Annotated in this window: 20 protein-coding genes; 9 read left to right on the top strand and 11 right to left on the bottom strand. The window is 62.3% G+C overall.

Annotation, left to right across the window (positions count from 1 at the left end; translation table 11 throughout):
- Positions 1–21: 21 nt before the first annotated feature.
- From aruF to acs, 9 genes are all read right to left on the bottom strand, one after another.
- The gene (gene aruF / locus CAG33_RS01465; RefSeq protein ID WP_085578234.1) at positions 22–1,041 is read right to left on the bottom strand and encodes an arginine/ornithine succinyltransferase subunit alpha; all 1,020 of its coding nucleotides are present in this window, start codon (positions 1,039–1,041) and stop codon (positions 22–24) included.
- Between the two features lie 228 nt (positions 1,042–1,269).
- Positions 1,270–2,490, bottom strand: coding sequence for an aspartate aminotransferase family protein (locus tag CAG33_RS01460; protein WP_085578235.1), 1,221 nt, complete (start codon positions 2,488–2,490; stop codon positions 1,270–1,272).
- A 573-nt stretch (positions 2,491–3,063) separates the two neighbouring features.
- A complete protein-coding gene (gene argR / locus CAG33_RS01455) occupies positions 3,064–4,044 on the bottom strand; it encodes a transcriptional regulator ArgR (RefSeq protein WP_085636663.1) in 981 nt (326 codons plus the stop codon).
- Positions 4,045–4,279: 235 nt separating this feature from the next.
- Complete coding sequence (locus CAG33_RS01450) at positions 4,280–5,044, bottom strand: ABC transporter ATP-binding protein (RefSeq protein ID WP_085578237.1); 765 nt, start codon at positions 5,042–5,044, stop codon at positions 4,280–4,282.
- 27 nt (positions 5,045–5,071) lie between these two features.
- Positions 5,072–6,184, bottom strand: coding sequence for a M14 family metallopeptidase (locus CAG33_RS01445; RefSeq protein WP_085578238.1), 1,113 nt, complete (start codon positions 6,182–6,184; stop codon positions 5,072–5,074).
- Position 6,185: 1 nt separating this feature from the next.
- Positions 6,186–6,884, bottom strand: coding sequence for an ABC transporter permease (locus CAG33_RS01440; protein ID WP_085578239.1), 699 nt, complete (start codon positions 6,882–6,884; stop codon positions 6,186–6,188).
- Complete coding sequence (locus CAG33_RS01435) at positions 6,881–7,570, bottom strand: ABC transporter permease (protein WP_085636661.1); 690 nt, start codon at positions 7,568–7,570, stop codon at positions 6,881–6,883. The genes CAG33_RS01440 and CAG33_RS01435 overlap by 4 nt, the downstream gene beginning before the upstream one ends.
- A gap of 91 nt (positions 7,571–7,661) precedes the next feature.
- The gene (locus CAG33_RS01430) at positions 7,662–8,435 is read right to left on the bottom strand and encodes an ABC transporter substrate-binding protein (protein ID WP_085578241.1); all 774 of its coding nucleotides are present in this window, start codon (positions 8,433–8,435) and stop codon (positions 7,662–7,664) included.
- A 725-nt stretch (positions 8,436–9,160) separates the two neighbouring features.
- Entirely contained in the window at positions 9,161–11,116 is a 1,956-nt protein-coding gene (acs, locus tag CAG33_RS01425) for an acetate--CoA ligase (protein ID WP_085578242.1), read from the bottom strand.
- 474 nt (positions 11,117–11,590) lie between these two features.
- On the opposite strand from acs, the gene CAG33_RS01420 reads away from it, so the two are divergent.
- The 5 genes from CAG33_RS01420 to CAG33_RS01400 all read left to right on the top strand — a co-directional run bounded on the left by CAG33_RS01420 (position 11,591) and on the right by CAG33_RS01400 (position 16,108).
- Positions 11,591–11,854: a DUF2790 domain-containing protein gene (locus CAG33_RS01420; RefSeq protein ID WP_085578243.1), complete on the top strand. Its 264-nt coding sequence runs from the start codon at positions 11,591–11,593 to the stop codon at positions 11,852–11,854.
- Between the two features lie 546 nt (positions 11,855–12,400).
- Entirely contained in the window at positions 12,401–13,648 is a 1,248-nt protein-coding gene (locus tag CAG33_RS01415; protein ID WP_085578244.1) for a ribonucleotide-diphosphate reductase subunit beta, read from the top strand.
- Positions 13,649–13,900: 252 nt separating this feature from the next.
- Complete coding sequence (locus CAG33_RS01410; protein WP_085636659.1) at positions 13,901–14,614, top strand: HNH endonuclease signature motif containing protein; 714 nt, start codon at positions 13,901–13,903, stop codon at positions 14,612–14,614.
- A gap of 82 nt (positions 14,615–14,696) precedes the next feature.
- On the top strand, positions 14,697–15,113 hold the full coding sequence (locus CAG33_RS01405; protein ID WP_085578245.1) for a very short patch repair endonuclease: 417 nt from the start codon (positions 14,697–14,699) through the stop codon (positions 15,111–15,113).
- 17 nt (positions 15,114–15,130) lie between these two features.
- Positions 15,131–16,108 (top strand): hypothetical protein, encoded by a 978-nt coding sequence (locus tag CAG33_RS01400; protein WP_085636656.1) that lies wholly within the window; start codon positions 15,131–15,133, stop codon positions 16,106–16,108.
- Positions 16,109–16,111: 3 nt separating this feature from the next.
- On the opposite strand, the gene CAG33_RS01395 is transcribed toward CAG33_RS01400, so the two are convergent.
- Positions 16,112–17,251 carry a hypothetical protein gene (locus CAG33_RS01395; RefSeq protein WP_085636654.1) on the bottom strand — a complete coding sequence of 380 codons (1,140 nt, stop codon included), beginning with the start codon at positions 17,249–17,251 and terminating at the stop codon, positions 16,112–16,114.
- Positions 17,252–17,489: 238 nt separating this feature from the next.
- On the opposite strand from CAG33_RS01395, the gene CAG33_RS01390 reads away from it, so the two are divergent.
- Entirely contained in the window at positions 17,490–17,807 is a 318-nt protein-coding gene (locus tag CAG33_RS01390; RefSeq protein ID WP_085636652.1) for a hypothetical protein, read from the top strand.
- Positions 17,808–17,845: 38 nt separating this feature from the next.
- Here the strand turns inward: CAG33_RS01390 and CAG33_RS01385 are convergent, their stop codons facing one another.
- Positions 17,846–18,901, bottom strand: coding sequence for an MBL fold metallo-hydrolase (locus CAG33_RS01385; RefSeq protein WP_085578249.1), 1,056 nt, complete (start codon positions 18,899–18,901; stop codon positions 17,846–17,848).
- A gap of 214 nt (positions 18,902–19,115) precedes the next feature.
- Between CAG33_RS01385 and CAG33_RS01380 the strand changes: the two genes are divergently transcribed.
- The 3 genes from CAG33_RS01380 (at position 19,116) to CAG33_RS01370 (ending at position 21,612) form a co-directional block, all read left to right on the top strand.
- The gene (locus CAG33_RS01380; protein ID WP_085578250.1) at positions 19,116–19,724 is read left to right on the top strand and encodes a TetR/AcrR family transcriptional regulator; all 609 of its coding nucleotides are present in this window, start codon (positions 19,116–19,118) and stop codon (positions 19,722–19,724) included.
- A gap of 157 nt (positions 19,725–19,881) precedes the next feature.
- Positions 19,882–20,934 (top strand): diguanylate cyclase, encoded by a 1,053-nt coding sequence (locus CAG33_RS01375; protein WP_085578298.1) that lies wholly within the window; start codon positions 19,882–19,884, stop codon positions 20,932–20,934.
- Between the two features lie 153 nt (positions 20,935–21,087).
- Positions 21,088–21,612 carry a DUF1003 domain-containing protein gene (locus CAG33_RS01370; protein ID WP_085578251.1) on the top strand — a complete coding sequence of 175 codons (525 nt, stop codon included), beginning with the start codon at positions 21,088–21,090 and terminating at the stop codon, positions 21,610–21,612.
- Positions 21,613–21,616 lie beyond the last annotated feature (4 nt).

The raw sequence follows: 21,616 nt of genomic DNA, 5'->3' as shown, positions 1-21,616 counted from the left end.
CCCGTGAAACTCGCTAAGGCGTTAAACCGCCACCAGGCGCACGCTGGCGCCCTCGCCGACGCCCAGGGCTTCGGCCGCTTCCAGGTCCAGGGTCACCGGTTTGCCGGGCGCGTAGTCCAGCTCCAGCAGAACGGCGCGGTAATCCTGCAACTGCGCGTTGGCCACCAGGTACTGGCGCCCTGCGCCCTTGACCGGCTCGCCGATCTTCACCGGCACGACGCGGCTCTGGGCGATCGAGCGGATCCCCGAGACGCGGGCGTGCAGGGTCGGGCCGCCGTCGAAAATGTCGATGTAATGATCGGTCTCGAAGCCTTCGCGCATCAGGATGTCGAAGGTGATCTGCGCACGCGGGTGCACCTGGCCCATCGCCTCCTGGGCGGAGTCCGGCAGCAGCGGCACGTAGATCGGGTAGTGCGGCATCAGCTCGGCCAGGAAGGTGCGGCTCTTGAGGCCGCACAGGCGCTCGGCCTCGGCGTAGTTGAGGTCGAAGAAGTTGCGGCCGATGGCGTCCCAGAACGGCGAGTCGCCGTTCTCGTCGCTGTAGCCGACGATCTCGGTCACCACCGAGTCGGCGAAACGCTCAGGATGGCTGGCGACGAACAGCAGGCGGCCACGGGAGTTGAGCTCGGCCCACGGCGAGCCCACCAGGTCGCGCTGCACGTAGAAACTGGTCAGCAGGCTGTTGCCGGTGAGATCGTGGCACTGCGAAAGCACGTGGATCTTGTTGTGGATCTTCAGCTCGCGGGAAGCGTGCACGAAGGTCTCGTTGCGAAAGCTGTAGAACGGTTCGGAGTAGCCGGCCGAGGCGACGATGGCCGAGCAGCCGACCAGCTTGCCGGCGACGGTGTCCTCAAGGACGAAGAAGTAGCTTTCCTCGCCGTTGAAGCTGACCTCGGCGGAGAACGACGCCTCGCTGGCGGCGATCTTGTCGCTCAGGCGCTCCACGTCGTCCGGCAACGAAGTGACACCGATCGGGCTGTCCGCAGCCAGACGCTGTACCTCGCCCAGGTCAGCCATTTGCGCAGGGCGCATCACCAGCATGGTGTCACTCCTTTCTCTCATGAAAATCACAGGTGAAAAATTCCGCACCGTCCCCGGGTCGACCCAGAGTCGATTGTGGGAGCCAGACTGCCGGCGATTGCGTCCTTTCAGGCAACAGTGATGTTGGCTGTCAGGCCCTCATCGCCAGCGGGCTGGCTCCCACAGTATGTGTCGGTGCGAAACGAAAATCGGGTCCGGCGCCTGAGCGGTCAGGCGCCGGAGGGTCAATCAGGCTTGCGTCAGCTTGGCCACGGCGCGCTCGAAGCGCTCCAGGCCCTGATCGATGTCGGCGTCGTCGATCACCAGGCTCGGCGCGAAACGGATCACGTCCGGGCCGGCCTGCAGGATCATCAGGCCTTCACGCTCGGCGGCGTTGAACACGTCCTTGGCCTTGCCTTTCCAGGCATCGCTCAGCACGCAGCCGATCAGCAGGCCCAGACCGCGCACCTGGGTGAACAGGCCGTACTTCTGGCCGATCTGCTCCAGGCGGGTCTTGAACTTGTCGTGCTTGGCGTTGACGCCGTTGAGCACTTCAGGGGTGTTGATCACGTCGACCACTGCCTCGGCCACCGCGCACGCCAGCGGGTTGCCGCCGTAGGTGGTGCCGTGGGTGCCGACGACCAGGTGCTTGGCCAGCGCTTCGGTGGTCAGCATCGCCGCGATCGGGAAACCGCCGCCCAGGCTCTTGGCGCTGGTGAGGATGTCCGGGGTCACGCCGAAATGCTGGTAGGCGAACAGTTTGCCGGTGCGGCCCATGCCGGTCTGCACTTCGTCGAACACCAGCAGCGCGTTGTGCGCATCGCACAGCTCGCGGGCGCCTTGCAGGTACGCCAGCTCGGCCGGCAGCACGCCGCCCTCGCCCTGGATCGGTTCCAGCACCACGGCGCAGGTCTTGTCGGAAACGGCAGCCTTCAGGGCCGCCAGGTCGTTGTACGGCACGTGGGTGATGCCGGTGATCTTCGGACCGAAACCGTCGGAGTACTTCGACTGGCCGCCGACGTTCACGGTGAACAGGGTGCGGCCGTGGAAGCTGTTCAGCGCGGCGATGATTTCGTACTTCTCGCTGCCGAAACGGTCGAACGCCACGCGGCGGGCCAGCTTGAACGCGGCCTCGTTGGCTTCGGCGCCGGAGTTGCAGAAGAACACACGCTCGGCGAAGGTGGCGTCGATCAGCTTGTGCGCCAGGCGCAGGGCCGGCTCGTTGGTGAACACGTTGGACACGTGCCACAGCTTGTTCGCCTGCTCGGTCAGGGCGCCGACCAGCGCCGGATGCGCATGGCCCAGCACGTTGACGGCAATCCCGCCGGCGAAGTCGATCAGCTCGCGGCCGGTCTGGTCCCAGACGCGGGAGCCTTCGCCACGCACCGGAATGAAAGCGGCAGGCGCATAGTTGGGAACCATTACCTGGTCGAAATCGGCGCGTTGTACCGCAGCGTGCTCAACGGACATCGGAGTCTCCTGATGAGGAACACCCGCCTGAAACTGGCGGGAGATGGGGGGATTGTAAGGACAGTTCTCAGCCCGGCCTTGTCGCCAAGCGACAACTTCTTATAGCGCAAACCCCGGTTTTTCCCGGGTTTACGGCAATGCGACAAATAGGGTCGCAAAGGCGCAGTTTAACTGGCGACCGGGGTTTGCGGCAGACCTGTCACTTTGTATCCGATGCCGTTTTTCCGTGTGCGGTACATATGTACCGCACATGGCGCTCACCGATGGAGTCTGCTGTCCGCCCATCAATCAGCACGGCTCGCCCTGCGATGAACCCCCACCCTGTTGCCATCATCCGACCGACAATGCCATCACCGAAATGCCCCCCCGGATATTCTGGAATTGCCCATGGAAATCGCCCAAATCATTGAGTTGCGCGGCAATCCGCTTGCGCAGGAGAGCATGCGGTGCTGTCGGCTTGTTTCCGAACGGCAGCGGTCGATTTCGGCGCGCAAGCCATCATCGAACAAACGGAGGGGAGATTACGGACAGCGGGGCCTGCGGAACCGAAGAGCAAGCGCCCTCAAGCGCGGATCAACCGCGCTCCGGCGGCACCGAGGACAGCTCGAACGGGCTGCTGCTGCGCCGCTGGTTGCGGTCTTCCCGCGGCGTGGCGCCGAAGAAGTTGCGGTAGGCGCTGGAGAAATGCGGCCCCGAGGAGAAACCGCAGGACAGGCCGATCTGGATGATCGACTTGCTGGTCTGCATCAGCATCTGCCGGGCCTTGTTCAGGCGCAGCTCCAGGTAGTACTGGCTCGGCACACGGTTGAGGTACTGCTTGAAGATCCGCTCCAGCTGCCGGCGGGACACGCACACGTGCTGGGCGATTTCGTCGGTGGTCAGCGGCTCTTCGATGTTGGCTTCCATCAGCAGCACCGCCTGGGTGAGCTTCGGATGGCTGGAGCCCAGGCGGTTCTGCAGCGGAATGCGCTGACGCTCGCCCCCTTCGCGGATGCGCTCGACCACCAGTTCCTCGGAGACCGCGCCGGCCAGTTCAGCGCCGTGGTCACGGGCCAGCACCGCCAGCAGCAGGTCGAGCACCGACATGCCGCCGCAGGCCGTGAGACGGTCGCGGTCCCAGTCGAACAGATGGCTGGTGGCGATGACCTTGGGGAAGCGCTCGGCGAAATCGTCCTGCCAGCGCCAGTGCACGGCGGCACGGTAGCCGTCGAGCAGCCCCAGTTGCGCCAACGGGTACACGCCGGCGGACAGCCCGCCGATCACGCAACCGGCGCGCACCAGTTGCTTGAGCGCGCTGGTGAGGTTCGGCGCCAGGGCGGCCGGCGGCTCGTCGGCGAGCAGGAACAGTTTCTGGAAGTTCTCCAGCTTGCCGGACCAGGGTTCGCCAGGCAGTTGCCAGCCGCTCTCGCTCGGCGGTTCGGCCTGCAAGAACGACAACTCGTAGACCACCTCCGGATGCACCCGCTGAGCGACACGCAAGGCTTCCTCCGCCAGCGCCAGCGTCAGAGCTTTAGTGCTGGGCCAAATCAGGAAACCAATTCGATGGGCAGTCATGGGCGGGCAATCCGAAACGAGGTAACAGTATTGAAGGCATGGGCCAATGCTAGCCCGTAATCCTGAACCCGACATAGATCCAGTGTGGGAGCGAACCCGCTCGCGAAAGGGTTGGGTCAGTCAACGATGAGAATGACTGACCTGCCGCTTTCGCGGGCAGGCTCGCTTCCGCAGGGGAAATGAGCCAGCATCCAGGCTGCGAAGCATGCACTAACGTGGTGCATAAAGGGAGCGTTTACTTGAGGCTGCCCGAGAGGAATTGCTGCAGACGTTCCGACTGCGGGTTGACCAGCACTTCGCGCGGGTTGCCGCTCTCTTCCACCAGGCCTTTGTGCAGGAACACCAGCTGGTTCGACACTTCACGGGCAAAGCCCATTTCGTGGGTCACCACCACCATGGTGCGGCCTTCCTGGGCCAGGGACTGCATGACCTTGAGCACATCGCCCACCAGTTCCGGGTCGAGGGCCGAGGTCGGCTCGTCGAACAGCATCACTTCCGGCTCCATCGCCAGCGCACGGGCGATCGCCACACGCTGCTGCTCGCCACCGGACATGTGCCCCGGGAAGGCGTCCTTGCGATGGGCCACGCCCACCTTGTTCAGGTAGTGCTCGGCCTTCTCGCGGGCCTCGGCCTTGGACACGCCCAGCACATGCACCGGCGCTTCCATGATGTTTTCCAGCGCGGTCATGTGCGACCACAGGTTGAAGTGCTGGAACACCATCGACAGGCGCGAGCGCATGCGCTGCAGCTGTTTCGGGTCGGCCGCCTTCAGCGCGCCGTCCTTGTTCGCCACCAGCTTGAGCTCTTCGTTGTTGAGCAGGATCTTGCCCGCGTGCGGCTGCTCGAGCAGGTTGATGCAGCGCAGGAAAGTGCTTTTGCCGGAGCCACTGGAGCCGATGATGCTGATCACATCGCCGGCTGCCGCCTTCAGGGACACGCCCTTGAGCACTTCGTGACTGCCGTAGCGTTTATGCAGGTCTTGGACTTCAAGTTTGTACATGCGGTCGGTTCTCACAAAAACAGTCAGTCAGTCGTTGAGCAAGCGCCCGTGACGCAGCGCTTCGCGCCCCGCCACCTTGGCCAGCCAGAAACCGGGTTGGGCATATCGCAGCCGTTCAATGGCAAACAGCACCCCGGACGTACCAGCACACACCGTGCTGACCCGATCGGACACAGGGTCGATCACTTCAAAAATCTCATCGCCGGCCTCGACCCATTCGCCGGGCCTGCGCAAAAAGCTCACCACACCGGGGTGCGGCGCGAACAGCAACTCAGTGCCCTCGAACGGCATGCCTTCGCAAGGCTCGTGCGCCGGCTTCGGCCACTCGCCGCCGATCAGGCCCTGCTCGGCGAGGAACGCCAAGATACCTTCGGCCCAGTCCTCGGCCTGCGCCCGGCCGGTGTCGGCCTGGCCGCCCAGCTCGACGGTGGTCGCCAGGCAGGCCAGGGGAATCGACGCCTCCGGGAACTGGCGCGACAGGCGCAGCCACGGCAGCGAGCAGGCTTCGTCGAAGGAGCTGCCGCCGGAGTCTTCCGCCAGCAATCCCACTTTAACGTTCAGGTGCGCGGCCAGCGAACGCCACTGCGGCCAGTGCTGCGGCAACGCGTACAGGTGCAGCGCGGCTTCGGCGTCGCAGTGCAGGTCCAGCACCACGTCAGCGGTGCAGGCGTGGCTGAGCAGCACGCGCTGCATGCCTTGCAGTTGGCTGCTCGCCTCGGGCAACGCCGCCAGGTGATCGGCCATCGCCTGACGGATCAGCCGGACGTTGGCGTGCGGATCATCGCCCAGGCGTTCGCCCAGCGCCGCTGCGACCGGTGCGCTCAACTCGACGAAGTCGCGGTTGAAGTTCTTGCCGCTGCCCGCCTCGAACCGGCCCTGGTGATTGCCTTGCAGCAATTGGCCAAGACCCAGCGGGTTGGCCACCGGCACCAGTTCGATGACGCCGTTGAGCAGGCCTTGGGCTTCGAGCTCGCCGAGGCGCTTCTTCAGTTCCCAGGCGGTACGCATGCCCGGCAGTTCGTCGGCGTGCAGGCTGGCCTGGATGTAGGCCTTGCGCTCCCCGCCTCCGAAGCGGAACACCGAAATCCGGCGCTCGCTGCCCAGGTGGCTCCACGGCAATACGTGGTCGATGCGTTCCATGTCAGTGCTTCCGCGGGGCCAGGTAGCTCAGCCAGCGGCGCTCGGCCAGCTTGAACAGGCGCACCAGGATGAAGGTCAGGCACAGGTAGAACACGCCGGCGGTGATGTACGCCTCGAACGGCAGATAGAACTGCGCGTTGACGGTGCGGGCCGCGCCGGTGATGTCGATCAGGGTCACGATGGACGCCAGGCTGGTGGTCTGCAGCATCATGATCACTTCGTTGCTGTACTGCGGCAGCGCCCGGCGCAGGGCCGACGGCAGCAGGATGCGCTTGTACATCTTGAAGCGCGACATGCCCACGGCCTTGGCCGCTTCGATCTCGCCGTGCGGCGTGGCCTTGAGGCTGCCGGCGATGATTTCGGCGGTGTAGGCGCTGGTGTTGATCGCGAAGGCCAGGCATGCGCAGAACGTCGCGCTGGACAGCCACGGCCACAGGAAGCTTTCGCGCACGGCCTCGAACTGGGCCAGGCCGTAGTAGATCAGGAACAGCTGCACCAGCATCGGCGTGCCGCGGATCACGTAGGTGTAGAGCCAGGCCGTCATGTTGACCACCGGGTTCTTCGAGACGCGCATCAGGCCCAGCGGCAGCGCCGCGAGCAGGCCGAACAGCAGCGACAGCGCGAGCAGTTTGAGGGTGGTCACCAGCCCGCCGAGGTACAGCGGCAGCGACTCCCAGATGACGTTGTAGTCGAAGATCATAGCTCAGCCGCCCTTACGCCTACCGAGTAGCGCTTCTCGAGGTGACGCAGCGCCAGCAACGAGACGCTGGTGATCACCAGGTACATCGCCGCCACTGCCAGGAAGAAGGTGAAAGGCTCGCGGGTGGCGTCGGCCGCCTGCTTGGCCTTGAACATCATGTCTTGCAGGCCGACCACGGAAATCAGCGCGGTGGCCTTGGTCAACACCAGCCAGTTGTTGGTGAAGCCCGGGATCGCCAGGCGGATCATCTGCGGCACCATCACCCGGAAGAACACCTGCACACCGCTCATGCCGTAGGCCATGCCCGCTTCGGCCTGCCCCTTGGGAATGGCCATGAACGCGCCACGGAAGGTTTCCGAGAGGTACGCACCGAAGATGAAGCCGAGGGTGCCGATGCCGGCGGCCAGCGGGTTCAGGTCGATGTATTCGTCGTAGCCGAGCATCGGCGCCACGCGGTTGAGCATGTCCTGGCCGCCGTAGAAAATCAGCAGGATCAGCACCAGGTCGGGCACTCCGCGGATCACCGTGGCGTACAGGTCGCCCAGCCACGCCAGCCAGCGCACCGGCGACAGCCGCAGCGCGACACCGATCAGACCGAGAACGATCGCCAGGGCCATGGACGACAAGGCGAGCTGAAGCGTCAGCCATGCGCCGTCGAGGATGACAGCCCCGTAGCCTTTCAACATGATTCAGGTCCTCGAAAGTTGGGATGAAAAAATGGCGCAAACCGCAGAGATTCTGTTGCTTGCGCCATTTCGGACGGATCGTGCGACGAACTTACTTGCCGTAAATGTCGAAGTCGAAGTACTTGTCCTGGATTTGCTTGTACTTGCCGTTCTCGCGGATGGCCGCGATGGCAGTGTTGATCTTGTCCTTGAGCGCGTCGCCCTTGCGCACGGCGATGCCGACGCCGTCGCCGAAGTACTTCTCGTCGGTGAACTGCGGGCCGACGAACGCGAAGCCCTTGCCGGCGTCGGTCTTCAGGAAGCCGTCATTCAACAGGGTAGCGTCTGCCACGGTGCCGTCGAGGCGACCGGCGGCCACGTCGAGGTAGATTTCGTTCTGCGAGCCGTACGGCTTGATCTCGGCACCCAGCGGGGCCAGGACCTCACGGGCGAAGCGCTCGTGGATCGAGCCGCGCTGCACGCCGATGTTCTTGCCCTTGAGCTCGGTCAGGCCGTCGCTGACAGCGGTGCCTTCCTTCATGACCAGTCGGGCCGGGGTGTTGTAGTACTTGTTGGTGAAGTCCACGGATTTCTTGCGGTCTTCGGTGATCGACATGGACGACAGGATCGCGTCGATCTTGCGCACCTTCAGGGCCGGGATCAGGCCGTCGAACTCTTGCTCGACCCACTGGCACTTAACCTTCATCTCTTCGCACAGGGCGTTGCCGATGTCGTAGTCGAAACCGACGATGCTGCCGTCCGGGGCCTTGGAGGCGAATGGAGGGTAGGCCGCTTCGATACCGATCTTCAGAGGCTTTTCGTCAGCGAACGATGGCAGGGACAGCACGGACAGTGCCAGGGCGCCAAGCAGCACAAGTTTCTTCATCTTGGGACTCCATCGGTAAAGGGCAAAAACGGCAGAGTGAGCGACAGCCCAATATGCGAATGGGTGGATCGGAAAGCGGCGCTGCATCGGTCGGACGTTTCCCGGCGAAAACGCCTGGGGTTTAAACACGAGCCACGACGAGCGAGTGATCGGCATTCTAGCGACAGGCCCGAAGCCGATATTTCTTCAATGCGACAACTAATTACAGATGCACCGAGAAACCCGCCCGAGCAGATTGACAGCTCCGCAATTTCATGCAAGAGCAAAAGACAGTGAACCGATCTATGTTGCAAATTGCGGGCCTATTATTCGCAAACCCTTCTAATCCGGCAAGCGCAGCGTTCCGTCTAATTTTGCGCAGGGCATTTTGAGGCCCTGAAACCGGGCGCGGCGTTTCCCATTGCCCCGTTGCGGAGCGGGCGGTTACACATTCAGTAACTTGAAGACGGGCCGGTAACAGCGGGAAGCGTCTGACGGGGGAAACCGATAATTATTGGTTGGGGAGTTTTCGCAGATTCTTCACTTGCCTGACCGATTGCCATCGCTGGCAAGCCAGCTCCCACAAGGTTTCGTGGCGGGTTAGGGATATCGGTTTCCATGCAAATCCCTGTGGGAGCTGGCTTGCCAGCGATGACGCCAACCCTCCCGCCCGAGAATCCGCAGACAGAAAAAAGCCCCGCCCGGCATGCGCCGGACGGGGCTTTTCAGCACGTCAGACCCGCCGCTTACGCGACATTCATGGTCTTGTGGGTATCGATCAGGTGCTGCACCACGCTTGGGTCCGCCAGGGTCGAGATATCACCCAGCCCTTCGTACTCCGCGGTGGCGATCTTGCGTAGGATCCGGCGCATGATCTTGCCCGAACGGGTCTTCGGCAGCCCCGGCGCCCACTGGATCACGTCCGGCGAAGCGATCGGGCCGATTTCCTTGCGCACCCAGTTCTTCAGTTCCAGGCGCAGTTGCTCGGTCGGCTCCTCGCCGTTCTTCAGGGTGACGTAGACATAGATGCCCTGCCCCTTGATGTCGTGCGGCACCCCGACCACCGCCGCTTCGGCGACTTTCGGGTGGGCGACCATCGCGCTTTCGATCTCGGCGGTGCCCATGCGGTGGCCGGACACGTTGAGCACGTCGTCCACCCGCCCGGTGATCCAGTAGTAGCCGTCGGCGTCGCGACGGGCGCCGTCACCGGTGAAATACATGCCGCGGAAGGTCTTGAAGTAGGTGTCGACGAAACGGTCGTGATCGCCGTACAGGGTACGCGCCTGGCCCGGCCACGAATCGAGGATCACCAGGTTGCCCTCGGCCTCGCCCTCGATGATGTTGCCCAGGTTGTCCACCAGCGCCGGCACCACACCGAAGAACGGACGCGCCGCCGAACCCGGCTTGAGGGCGTGGGCGCCCGGCAGCGGGCTCATCATGTTGCCGCCGGTCTCGGTCTGCCACCAGGTGTCGACGATCGGGCAGCGGGACTGGCCGACGTTCTTGTAGTACCAGTCCCAGGCTTCCGGGTTGATCGGCTCGCCCACCGAACCGAGCAGGCGCAGGCTGCTGCCGTCCGCCCCTTCGACGGCCGCCGTGCCGGACGCCATCATGGCGCGGATCGCGGTCGGTGCGGTGTAGAGGATGTTGACCTTGTGCTTGTCGACGATCTTCGCCACCCGGGTGATGTCCGGGTAGTTCGGCACGCCTTCGAACAGCAGCGTGGTCGCGCCGTTGGCCAGCGGGCCGTAGACGATATAGGAGTGCCCGGTGACCCAGCCCACGTCGGCGGTGCACCAGTAGATTTCCCCCGGACGGTAGTCGAACACGCGCTCGTGGGTCATGGCCGCATACAGCAGGTAACCGCCGGTGGTGTGCTGCACGCCCTTCGGCTTGCCGGTGGAGCCGGAGGTGTAAAGGATGAACAGCGCCTCTTCGGCGCCCATCTCTTTGGGTGCGCACACGGTGCCGGCCACTTTCATCAGGTCTTCGTACCAGATGTCGCGGTGCTGGTTCCACTTGATGTCGCCGGCGGTGCGCTTGCACACGATGACTTTCTGGATGCTGCTGGTTTCCGGGTTGGTCAGCGCGTCGTCGACGTTGGCCTTGAGCGGGATCTTCTTGCCGGCGCGGATGCCTTCGTCGGCGGTGATCACCACTTTGGAGCGGCAGTCGATGATGCGCCCGGCCAGGGCTTCCGGCGAGAAGCCGCCGAACACCACCGAGTGGATCGCGCCGATCCGGGTGCAGGCCAGCATGGCGACCACGGCTTCAGGGATCATCGGCATGTAGATGGTGACCACGTCACCGCGGTGCACATCCTGGCCGCGCAGGGCGTTGGCGAACTTGCAGACTTGTTCGTGCAGTTCGCGGTAGGTGATGTTGCGGCTTTCGGAAGGGTCGTCGCCCTCCCAGATGATCGCGATCTGATCGCCGCGCTCGGCCAGATGACGGTCGAGGCAGTTGTAGGAAACGTTCAGGGTGCCGTCGGCGAACCACTTGATGTCGACGTGATGGTCGTCGAACGATGTCTGCTTCACCGCGGTGAAAGGTTTGATCCAGTCGAGGCGCTTGGCCTGTTCGCGCCAGAAGCCGTCCGGGTTGACGACCGACTGCTGATACATGGCTTTGTAGGTTGCCTCGTCGGTCAGCGTATTGGCCGCAACTTCAGGGCGAACGGGATACAGGGAAGCCGCACTCATCTTTCCTACCTCGGTGTAATAGTTGTTTTTGTATGACCCTGTTGTAGCCGGGGCGCCCGTATAGAACCATTCGACGATGGTAGTAACAAGCCCCTACAAAACATCCAGACAATCCCGAAGCACGCCATAACCGAGCCCGCCCAGTTAACCGCAGCCCTTGTGGGATCTGGCCTGCCGGCGATTCCGGCGACTGGGTATTCCAGGCGGTCCACCTCCGCGGTAAGCCTCCGCTTACACGATATCGGGCGATTGTTACGAAATCTGCCAAAGGTGTTTATCAAAACCCGCTCTGTTTACCCCCACCCCGCCTCCCTAGAATCTGCCTCGCCGACAAGGCAAAGCGATTAACAACGTTACAGCCCCCACGAAGGCCGTTAATCACGCTCCGCTTCAAGTAACCCAAGCAATGAAGTTCCACACGCAACCCCAAAAAGGTTGCGTGCCCCCACTCGACCTCAAGAAGGTAACTTTGAAATGAAAGCTTTATTGGTTCTGGCCCTCAGCAGTCTGTGCGCAACCGCCATGGCAGACGAGGTCCCGACTGATGTCGCGCAGCAACAACCGGTGATCGAGGAATACACTTACTCCACCCACCTGGACATCGCCAAAGTGGTGTCCATGAGCGAAGTGCCGAATGTGTGTGAAGTGGTGCCGATGAAAATGGAATACGACGACTCCAAGGGCCAGCGCCATATCCTGCGTTACAGCGTCATGGGCAACGGCTGCTCCAACGGCTGACCGGGACTGCACCGCACCGGCCCGTTCAGCGATGCGCTGAACGTCGATTCCAGCCCGGCTTCGGCCGGGCTCAGTTGTGTTTTCCGATGCCGAAAGGGCTTGCAAAACACAACATATAGTGAAAACACGGTTTTTTTGTTCGTTTTTTGAACAAACCCGCAAACGCGAGATTTTTGCGAAAAAAAATCTTCTGCCGCCAAAGCCCCATAAACTCTCGCTCCGACCGAAAAAGCCGCCCTCCTGACCGCCCCATGCGCGGATTCGCCCCACCACGGCGGGGAAAAATTCCCTATAATGCCGCCCTAAACGGGCCTGCAATATTCCCTTACAGGGATCCGCAGCCAGTCCGGAGCCTCGCAGCAGCGTCCGACGACGCCTGCGCCCGTCAGAGGCTCCCGGCACCCGTACAAATTCAAGTTTTATTGCCTGCCTTAGCTGCTGCAAAAAACGATTCCTTTAGATCCAACGCGGCCGGTACGGCCGTGTGAACAACCCACAACCGGTTTTCACACGGGCATCCGGCCCTCACGCAGGAGACGACACGTCATGCTGAGCTGGGACGATTTCGACAAAGAAGACAGTGAAGCAGCGGCCAAACCAGCCGCCGCCGGCAACAATGCCGAAGCCACCCTGGACCGCCTCGACAGCGCCGGCGGCGCCGCCGCCCTCGAGGCCCGCGCCGTGACCGCCAACGACTCGGCCGCCGTCGCCCGCGCCAAGGCCGCACTGGATTCGCTCGACGTCGCCGAAGGCCTCGCCGAACTCGAAGGCTCCGCCGCCCGTGTCGCCGTCGACGAAAAGCGCATGATCAACTGCCGCGCCGACCTCAACCAACTCGTACCGTTCAAGTATGACTGGGCCTGGCAGAAGTACCTGGACGGCTGCGCGAACCACTGGATGCCGCAAGAAGTCAACATGACCGCCGACATCGCCCTCTGGAAAAACCCGGAAGGCCTGACCGAAGACGAGCGCCGCATCGTCATGCGCAACCTGGGCTTCTTCTCCACCGCCGACTCCCTGGTCGCCAACAACCTGGCCCTGGCCGTGTACCGTCTGATCACCAACCCGGAATGCCGCCAGTACATCCTGCGCCAGGCTTTCGAAGAGGCGATCCACACCCACGCCTACCAGTACTGCATCGAATCGCTGGGCATGGATGAAGGCGAAATCTTCAACATGTACCACGAGATCCCGTCGGTCGCGAAGAAAGCCGCCTGGGGCCTGAAATACACCCGCGCCATCTCCGACCCGGAATTCAACACCGGCACCGTCGAAACCGACAAGGAACTGCTGCGCAACCTGATCGCCTACTACTGCGTCCTGGAAGGCATCTTCTTCTACTGCGGCTTCACCCAGATCCTCTCCATGGGCCGCCGCAACAAGATGACCGGCGTCGCCGAGCAGTTCCAGTACATCCTGCGCGACGAATCCATGCACCTGAACTTCGGCATCGACGTGATCAACCAGATCAAGATCGAAAACCCGCACCTGTGGGACGCCGAAATGAAGGAAGAAGCTTCGCAGATGATCCTGCAAGGCACCCAGCTGGAAATCGAATACGCCCGCGACACCATGCCTCGCGGCGTGCTGGGCATGAACGCGGCGATGATGGAGGACTACCTGAAGTTCATCGCCAACCGTCGCCTGTCGCAGATCGGTCTGAAGGAAGAATACCCAGGCACCACCAACCCGTTCCCGTGGATGAGCGAGATCATGGACTTGAAGAAGGAGAAGAACTTCTTTGAGACTCGTGTGATCGAGTACCAAACCGGTGGTGCGTTGAGCTGGGATTGATCCCCGGTTCGCCACGGTTTGACGGTTGCGGTCTGAGTCGACCAGCCGAAAAAGCAAAAGCCCCGATCTGATCGGGGCTTTTTTATTGGGGAAGGAATAGTTTTGCTCCTTCCCATCGGTTCAGAACATCTTCAGCGTTGTGTCCTTGTAGGAATGTTCGCGAGATTAATCGCGATTCTCTGTAGGAATTTTCGTAGACATCCGTAATGGCCACTCAGTATCGTCCAAGGGATTCCAACCCTCGGCGAATGTATGAGCGACAAAACGAAAGACAGCGACTGGACAGTGTTTGAGATCGAGGCGGCCGTTGACGCCTATCTGAAGATGCTGGAGCAAGAACTGGCCGGCCAAAAATTCAACAAGGCCCATGAGAATCGCGCTCTGCGTGCCTCAGCCCTGCCCACCCGCACCAAAGGCTCCGTCGAATTCCGAATGCAGAACATCTCCAGGGTTTTGATGACAATGGATCGGCAACCGATCAAGGGCTACAAACCGGCGAAGAACGTGGGGCCGAAAGTTGAGCATTGGATTCGGGACGCGCTTGCTGATCGGGGTGTTCAACCGGGCAACCCTACTGTTCCGACGGCGGATGAAGAAACGCTGGAGCGCCGTGCCGCTGCACTTCAAAAGCTTGAGTTCAAGGAACCACCGAAGGGCATCAAAAAGCCGAAGAAAGCTGAAAACTCCCGCACCGTCTTTGTTCGCGATCCCGGCGTCAGGGCGTGGGTTCGCAATGAAGCCAACGGTCATTGCGAAGGCTGCGGAGAACCCGCCCCCTTCCACAAATTCGATTTGCCGTTTCTGGAAGTCCATCACGTCAAACCGCTTGCCGATAAGGGCTCCGATCAAATCACCAACGCTGTAGCGTTGTGCCCGAACTGTCATCGCCGTTGCCATCACTCCAATGACCGTGAGGCATTCACTGAGAAGCTCTACCAGCGGGTTAAGCGGTTAGTGCCCGAATAACCGTCCTCTCTGGCGCCTTGACCTGGTCGCCGCAACGCTCCCATGCTTGTCCGCAGACGCAAGCCCCAAGAGGCGGATCGGTATGTGCGCAGACCGGATCACGGCAGAGCAGCGCTCCAGGCTCATGGCGCAGATCAAGGGCAAGGACACCAAGCCTGAACGGGTCGTCCGCTCCTTGTGCCATGCGATGGGGCTGCGGTTTCGTTTGCATCGGCGAGACCTGCCGGGGTCGCCTGACCTGGTCTTTCCCAAGCATCGGCTGTGCCTCTTCGTGCACGGTTGCTTTTGGCATCGGCATGGCTGCAAGTTCGCGTCCGTTCCTAAAACGCGCCCTGAGTATTGGTCGCAGAAGTTCGAGGCCAATGCCCAACGGGACGAGCGTTGCATTAACAAGCTGAAGCTGTTGGACTGGCGTGTCGATGTGATCTGGGAGTGCGAACTCAAGGATCTTGATCGCATCAAGGAACGCATTCAGACGCTCACCGCCCCGCTCCACTGAAGGAACCAGTCCCCGCCATGAAGTTCGACCTCGCCTATTGCGTCAGCCTCGACGACAAACTTTCGATCTATGACGTCCGCGACCTCAACTTCGACGAGACAGTGGACTTCGATTCGGCCAAGGAACATTTCCAGTGCCCCAACAATGCCTGCCGTGCAGCATCCGAAGTGTCGAATGAATTGGGGACGTTCAATGCCAAGAACGTGAACTACGTACGCACACCGCACTTCAAGAACCTGCCGACGACGCAGCATGTGGCGGGATGTCCGTACGCGAGCCTGAAAGCGTCGGCGTCGGGAAGCGCAACAGAGGACGGCGACGAAGGGCGGGAAGAGCACTTTCCGTCTGAGTTGCTGCTGACCCGACGTGAGTACGTGCGCAAGCCGCCGGCTGTGGAAGTGGGGGCGGATGTGCGGCGGGACGATCCGCTCCGTGCAGAGCCGACGAACGCCAAGCCGTCCGCAGGCCGCGACACGGCGCCGGACAAGACCACGGTCTTCGCCCACCCGGTGGAATGTTTCGTGTCGAACTTCGCCGACAAGGAACTGCTCAAGCGCATGCCGCTCAAGATCGGCGAACACACCGCGCCCTATGGTTCGTTCTTCAAGAAGGTCGAATACCTGCTGGACAACAAAGGGCTGATCTACTGGGGCAAGATCAAGGAGATCAAGGACTACACCCAAAGCCTGCGCATCGACTTCGAACAGAAGGTCTGGTTCAAGCAAGCGGACGAGGCGAAGAAGAAACCGTATTCGGTGAACGTGTACCTGAGCAAGAAACTCATCGACAACTACCGCAAGCGCAAGGCGTTCCTGGAAGAGATCAAGCACGCTATCGACAGCGACAAGGAACTGTTCTGTTTCTTCTATGGCGTGACGCCGGAGCTGAAGCAGGTGCCGAGCAAGAAAAACCCCGAACAGACGTTCGGGGTGTTCAGTGCAAACATTGAAAACCTGGATCACTTCATAGTGCGGGAAGCGCCGGGGTTGGCGTGACCCTCAGCCCTGGGGCAGTTGCAGTTTGACGACGCCGGGGTGTTGCTTGACCACCGAGTACGGCAACACGGACCACTCGGGGTTGTCACAGTTGCGTTGGATGCGCGCGAAGTAAGCGCCCATGTAAATGCCCTTCGCCGTGAAGTGCCAGTTGGAATATCCCCAGACACTTTCGTCGGTGTAGTCGCACTCGCCGTCGTCTTCGGCAGGCTTCTTCATTTCTTCGGGATAGAGCGTGGCGAACTGTTTGACCAGCCATGGCGCCATCACCTTGCCTTGATCGTATTCGGTCGCTTGACTGTCGGGCTCGCCGATCCACAGCACATCCTTGAGCTTCAACAGTTCGCCGGTGCGCACATCGAGGTTGATCGGCGAACTGCCGAAGTCCGGATGCGCACCGCCGCAGTTGTAGCCGGTGGAAATCTCCAGGCTGACCACTTCCGGCGACAGGAACGTGGGGGCAGCCCCTTGATCGAACTCGGCATATTCGCCGCCATCCATCATGCAGCGGTGATAGTCGCTGACTTCGCTCCAGAGCCGGCCGAGCAGATGTTCGTTGATGCGTTGCCGTTCTTCTTTTGCGTAGCCGGACTCGACCGTGAACAGTGAAATCTTCGACTCAGGCTCTGCCCACCATTGCAGGTCGTAGCCCATGAACGTCTCTTTTTTCACCGGCTTGAGCGTGAGCCCGCGCAGCCGCAGATACTCGTAGGGGTCGCTGCCCGGCAATGCAGCGACATAGGGCAATGCGCCTGGCGCCGGGGCAGGCAATGCGGCTTGGGTGAGACGCACCGGCAGCTTTTTGCCCTGCGGGCTCTGCCACTCGCCCTGCCAGCCGTTGCCGGCCCGTGTCAGCGTGAGAGTCGGCAAGGGTTTGTCTTCTGCGCTGTAACGGGAGTTGCCTTCGTTGAGCGTGAGCACGCCGTCCTGCAGCGTACCGCCGAGCTCCAGGTCACGGTGGTACTTCTCGTAGAAATAGCGACCGCTCACCTGTTCCGCATCGGCGGTGTTCACTTCCAGGACGATCGGCATCTTGCCCAGCGTACCGGTAAAGACCTGACGGGTATCGGCGGCGTGAGCAGCCGTCATAAGCGCGAACAGCGCAGTGGCCGCCAAGGCCGGACGCAACAATCCCTTGAACATGAATCGATCCCTGAATGAGTAGGAGGTCGCGCCGGGCTTGGAACCGGCGCAGTCAAACGCGGGGCGCATTATGGCGAGGTTGCGTGCGGGAATCGAGGCGCAGCCGCTTGCACCGTTCGTCCGGTCAGCTGCCGTTGGTTCGCAAAAACGCGAAATTGCGTTTGATCCGGCCTGAAAACAACTGTACAAAAACACAGTACACTTTCAGCCAGCATTTCTGCGCCCGGAGCACACCACCATGGCCACTTCTGCGATGAACCTCATTCTCGAACGCATTGCCCTGTTCCAGTTCACCCCGACGCACTGCGCCCAGGCCCGGGCGATGCTGGGCTGGAGTGTGGAGGCGCTGGCGCGGGAGGCCGGCGTCTCCACGGATGACATCCAGCGCTTCGAAGCGCAGCAGGACGTGGCGGAGGCCTCGCGCCTCGCGTTGACCTACCGCTTCGAGGCGCAGGGGCTGGTGTTTTTCCCCGGCTTTGCGCCGGCGCGGGGCGGGAATGTGAAGGGCATGACGCAGGACCTTGGCGGCCGCAGCGACTTCGCGATGGCGGAATAGTCCGGTTTGCCTCGCAGGCGCGAACCGGTTCGGTACCCTCAGGCCCCCTGCACCAGCACCTCTGCATCCCCTTCCACCGCCAGCCACCACGCACTCCCGCGATGTGGCTGCGCCAAGTTGAAGACCTCCCCCATCTGCGGAGTGGTGATGGCGACGCTGCGGTCCCAGGCGAGGGCCAGGATACGGTCGAAGGGTTCATGCCAGGCGTGCATCGCCAGGTCGAACGTGCCGTTGTGGATCGGAAACAGCCAGCGGCCCTTGAGGTCGAGGTGGGCCTGCAGGGTCTCCTCCGGTTGCATGTGCACGTGGGGCCATTCGACGTTGTAGGCACCGGTTTCCATCAGGGTCAGGTCGAACGGGCCGAACTGTTCGCCGATGCGCCTGAAGCCATCGAAGTAGCCGCTGTCGCCGCTGAAGAAAATTCGCGTGTCACCGTCGATGATCACCCACGAAGCCCAGAGGGTGCTGTTGCCGTCGAACAGGCCACGACCGGAAAAGTGCTGCGACGGCGTGGCGATGAAGCGGATGCCGGCGACGTCGGTGCCTTGCCACCAGTCGAACTGGCGAACCTTGTCCGCGTCGATGCCCCACTTGGTCAGGGTGTCGCCCACGCCCAACGGGGTAAGGAACACCTTGACCTTGTCCGCCAGCGTAAGCACGGCCTGTTGGTCGAGATGGTCATAGTGGTTGTGGGACAGGATCACCGCCTCGATCGGCGGCAGTTCGTCGATGCTGATCGGCGGCTGGTGAAAGCGCTTGGGGCCGGCCCATTGCACCGGCGAGGCACGTTCGGCGAACACCGGGTCGGTGACCCAGAACTTGTCTTGCAGCTTGAGCAGCAGGGTCGAATGGCCAAGGCGGTAGACGCTGTGGTTCGGTGCCGCCAACAGGTCGGCGCGGGTCAGGGCCTGCACCGGAATGGCGGCGGCCGGACGGGTATTGCGCGGTTTGTGGAAGATCATGTTCCACATGATGCGCATCATCTTGCCAAAACCTTCACGCTGCACCGGCGCATGGTTGCGAAACAGCCCCTGGGCCTGGCGGGAGGCTTCGGGCGCGGTGGCGTTGCTCATCGAAGAAACGGATTCGGCCATGACGGAATGACTCCAGAGAACCGCGCCATGCACGGTCTTCCAAGGGTAGGACAGTAAATGGCCAAGGCACGCACGCATCAGCCGGACATCTGGTTTTAGGGTGCACCGATTAACGCAACATTACACTGACCGGTGTACTTTCTAGGTTGCATCAAACCGGACGACAAGTAAACTGCCGAGTGTAATTTCACCCTCTGCCTGCCGAATCGAACTTATGACAGCCCCCCAACGCCTCACCGACCGCAAACGCGAAGCCATCATCCAGGCGGCGATCGCCGAATTCCGCGCCAACGGGTTCGACGTCACCAGCATGGACAAGATTGCGGCCACCGCCGGGGTGTCGAAACGCACGGTGTACAACCACTTCCCCAGCAAGGAGGAGTTGTTCACCGAAATCCTCAACCAACTGTGGGCGCGGATTTCCGCCGAGCAGACCACGCCCTACAGCGCCGACCAGCCCCTGCGCGAGCAATTGCGCGAGCGGGTAATGGCCAAGGTGCAACTGATGGCCGACGAAAACTTCCTCACCTTGGCCCGGGTGGTGATCGCCACCACCATTCATTCCCCGGAAAGGGCACAGAACATGGTGGCGCGTCTGGGCGAGCGGGAGGAAGGCCTGACCTCCTGGATACGGGCCGCCCAGGCCGACGGCCGGTTGAAGCCGGCGGATCCCGAATTCGCGTCCCAGCAGATACAGGGCCTGATCAAGGCGTTCGGTTTCTGGCCACAGATGTCCATGGGCCGTGCGGCTCTGAACCCAGACATGCAGCACACCGTCGTGGAGGCGGCGCTGGACATGTTCCTGGCCCGCTATCAGCTCTAGCCCGGGCTTCCGTTGCTTCTGCCCACGGTTAAATGGCTCGGAAGGACACTGATTATTCCCGCTGGAATAAATGACAATGTCCGACAATTTGCCGATGAACGGTAAGTCCGAGAAGAACACATCAAAGTGTTTCAGAATGAATCTGGCGCAGAACATCATGGAAAACCAACGCGGCAAAGGCTTGTCATTCGCCAGACGCATTTACCTGCCGCGGGCCATCGGCCTGGGTGTCGGCTTCTTCAGCGTCGGCGCCGCCCTCTATCCGCTGGGCATGCCGGCCTGGCTCTGGGCCTTGCTGGTGTTCAACGGGTTTATCTGGCCCCACCTCGCCTACCAATGCTCCAGCCGCTCGGCCTTCCCCTACCGCGCCGAACGCCGCAACCTGCTGTATGACTCGGTGTGCGGCGGTTTCTGGACCGCGTGCTTCCAGTTCAACCCGCTGACCACCGTGACCATCCTCTCGATGATGACCATGAACAACGTCGCCGCCGGCGGCCTGCGCCTGTTCGTGCCCGGCGCCCTCGCCCAGCTGGCCGGCGTGCTGCTGGGCTGGGCGCTGTTCGGCGTGCGGTTCACGCTCACGGCCACGCCGATTCAGGTCTGGGCCTGCCTGCCGATGCTCACCCTCTATCCGCTGGCGTTGGGCATGGTCTGCTACCGGTTGGCGATCAAGCTGGCCGAACACAAGCGCACCCTCAGCGCCTTGAGCCGCACCGACAGCCTGACCGGCCTGCTCAACCACGGCGCCTGGAAAGACCTGCTGCACCTGAAGTTCGACCAATGCCGGGCGCACGGCAGCCAGGCCATTCTGGCCTTGATCGACATCGACCACTTCAAGGCGATCAACGACAGCTACGGTCACATCGTCGGCGATACCGTGCTGCGACAACTGAGCCATGAAATCAAACGCCTGCTGCCGGACAGCGAACTGGCGGGCCGCTACGGCGGCGACGAGTTCTGCGCGATCCTGCCCAACCTGCCGCTGAACAAGGTCGAGGCCTTGATGGAGCAACTGCGCCAGGCCCTGGATCGCTACCGCCACCCGGACGTGCCCGCCTTGCGGGTCAGCCTGAGCATCGGCCTGGCCCGTTACCAAGGCCTCTACCCCGACGCACTGGACTGGCTGGATGACGCCGACAAGGCGCTCTACACCGCCAAGCACACCGGACGGAACACCGTCTGCGTGGCCTTGAGCCGATCCAGCGTCTGAGTCCGCCCAGGCGTCTTGCAGCGCCGAGGCTGCCGCCATCGCCAGCAGGCTGGCTCCCACAGTGTTTTACGTGACCACCAGCCCGGCCTCGGCCATCCGCCCCCCGCACAACGCTATAGTGACCCGTAACCCCAGAGCCCCACCGAGCCGACCATGACCCCGTCCAAACCCGATTCAGCCGCTGTCGACCACCTGCGTTTCCACCGCCCCCATGCCCACCTCGCCCCCACCTTCGGCACCGACGCCTTCGCCCTGCGAGCCGAGGCCTTTGCGCGGTTCTTCGGCACGCCCATGTTCTTGGGGGCGCAGACGCTGGTGGTGGTGCTGTGGGTCGCGCTCAACATGTCCGGCGTCACCCATTTCGACGTGTACCCGTTCATCCTCCTCAACCTCGCGTTCAGCCTGCAATCGGCCTACGCCGCGCCGCTGATCCTGCTGGCCCAGACCCGCCAGGCGGCCCGGGACAAGGCCCAGTCGGAGGCCGACGCGCAGCACCGCGAAGCGCTGGCCGTGGCCAACAGCGAACGCCAGGCCCAGGCCGCGAAGAACGCCGCGCAACTGCTCGAATTGCTGGAGCAGAACACCCGGCTCACGGAAATGACCAAGAACCTGACCGAGCGCATCGAAAGCCTGACCAGCGAGCTGCATCAGCACATGCGCGACAATCCGCAGCGCTGAGCCG

This window comes from Pseudomonas sp. B3(2017), assembly GCF_002113595.1.
In the GTDB taxonomy this organism is placed as follows: Bacteria; Pseudomonadota; Gammaproteobacteria; order Pseudomonadales; family Pseudomonadaceae; genus Aquipseudomonas; species Aquipseudomonas ekonensis.
The sequence above is the reverse complement of the archived record's forward strand: the minus strand, read 5'-3'. Positions and strand labels throughout refer to the sequence as shown.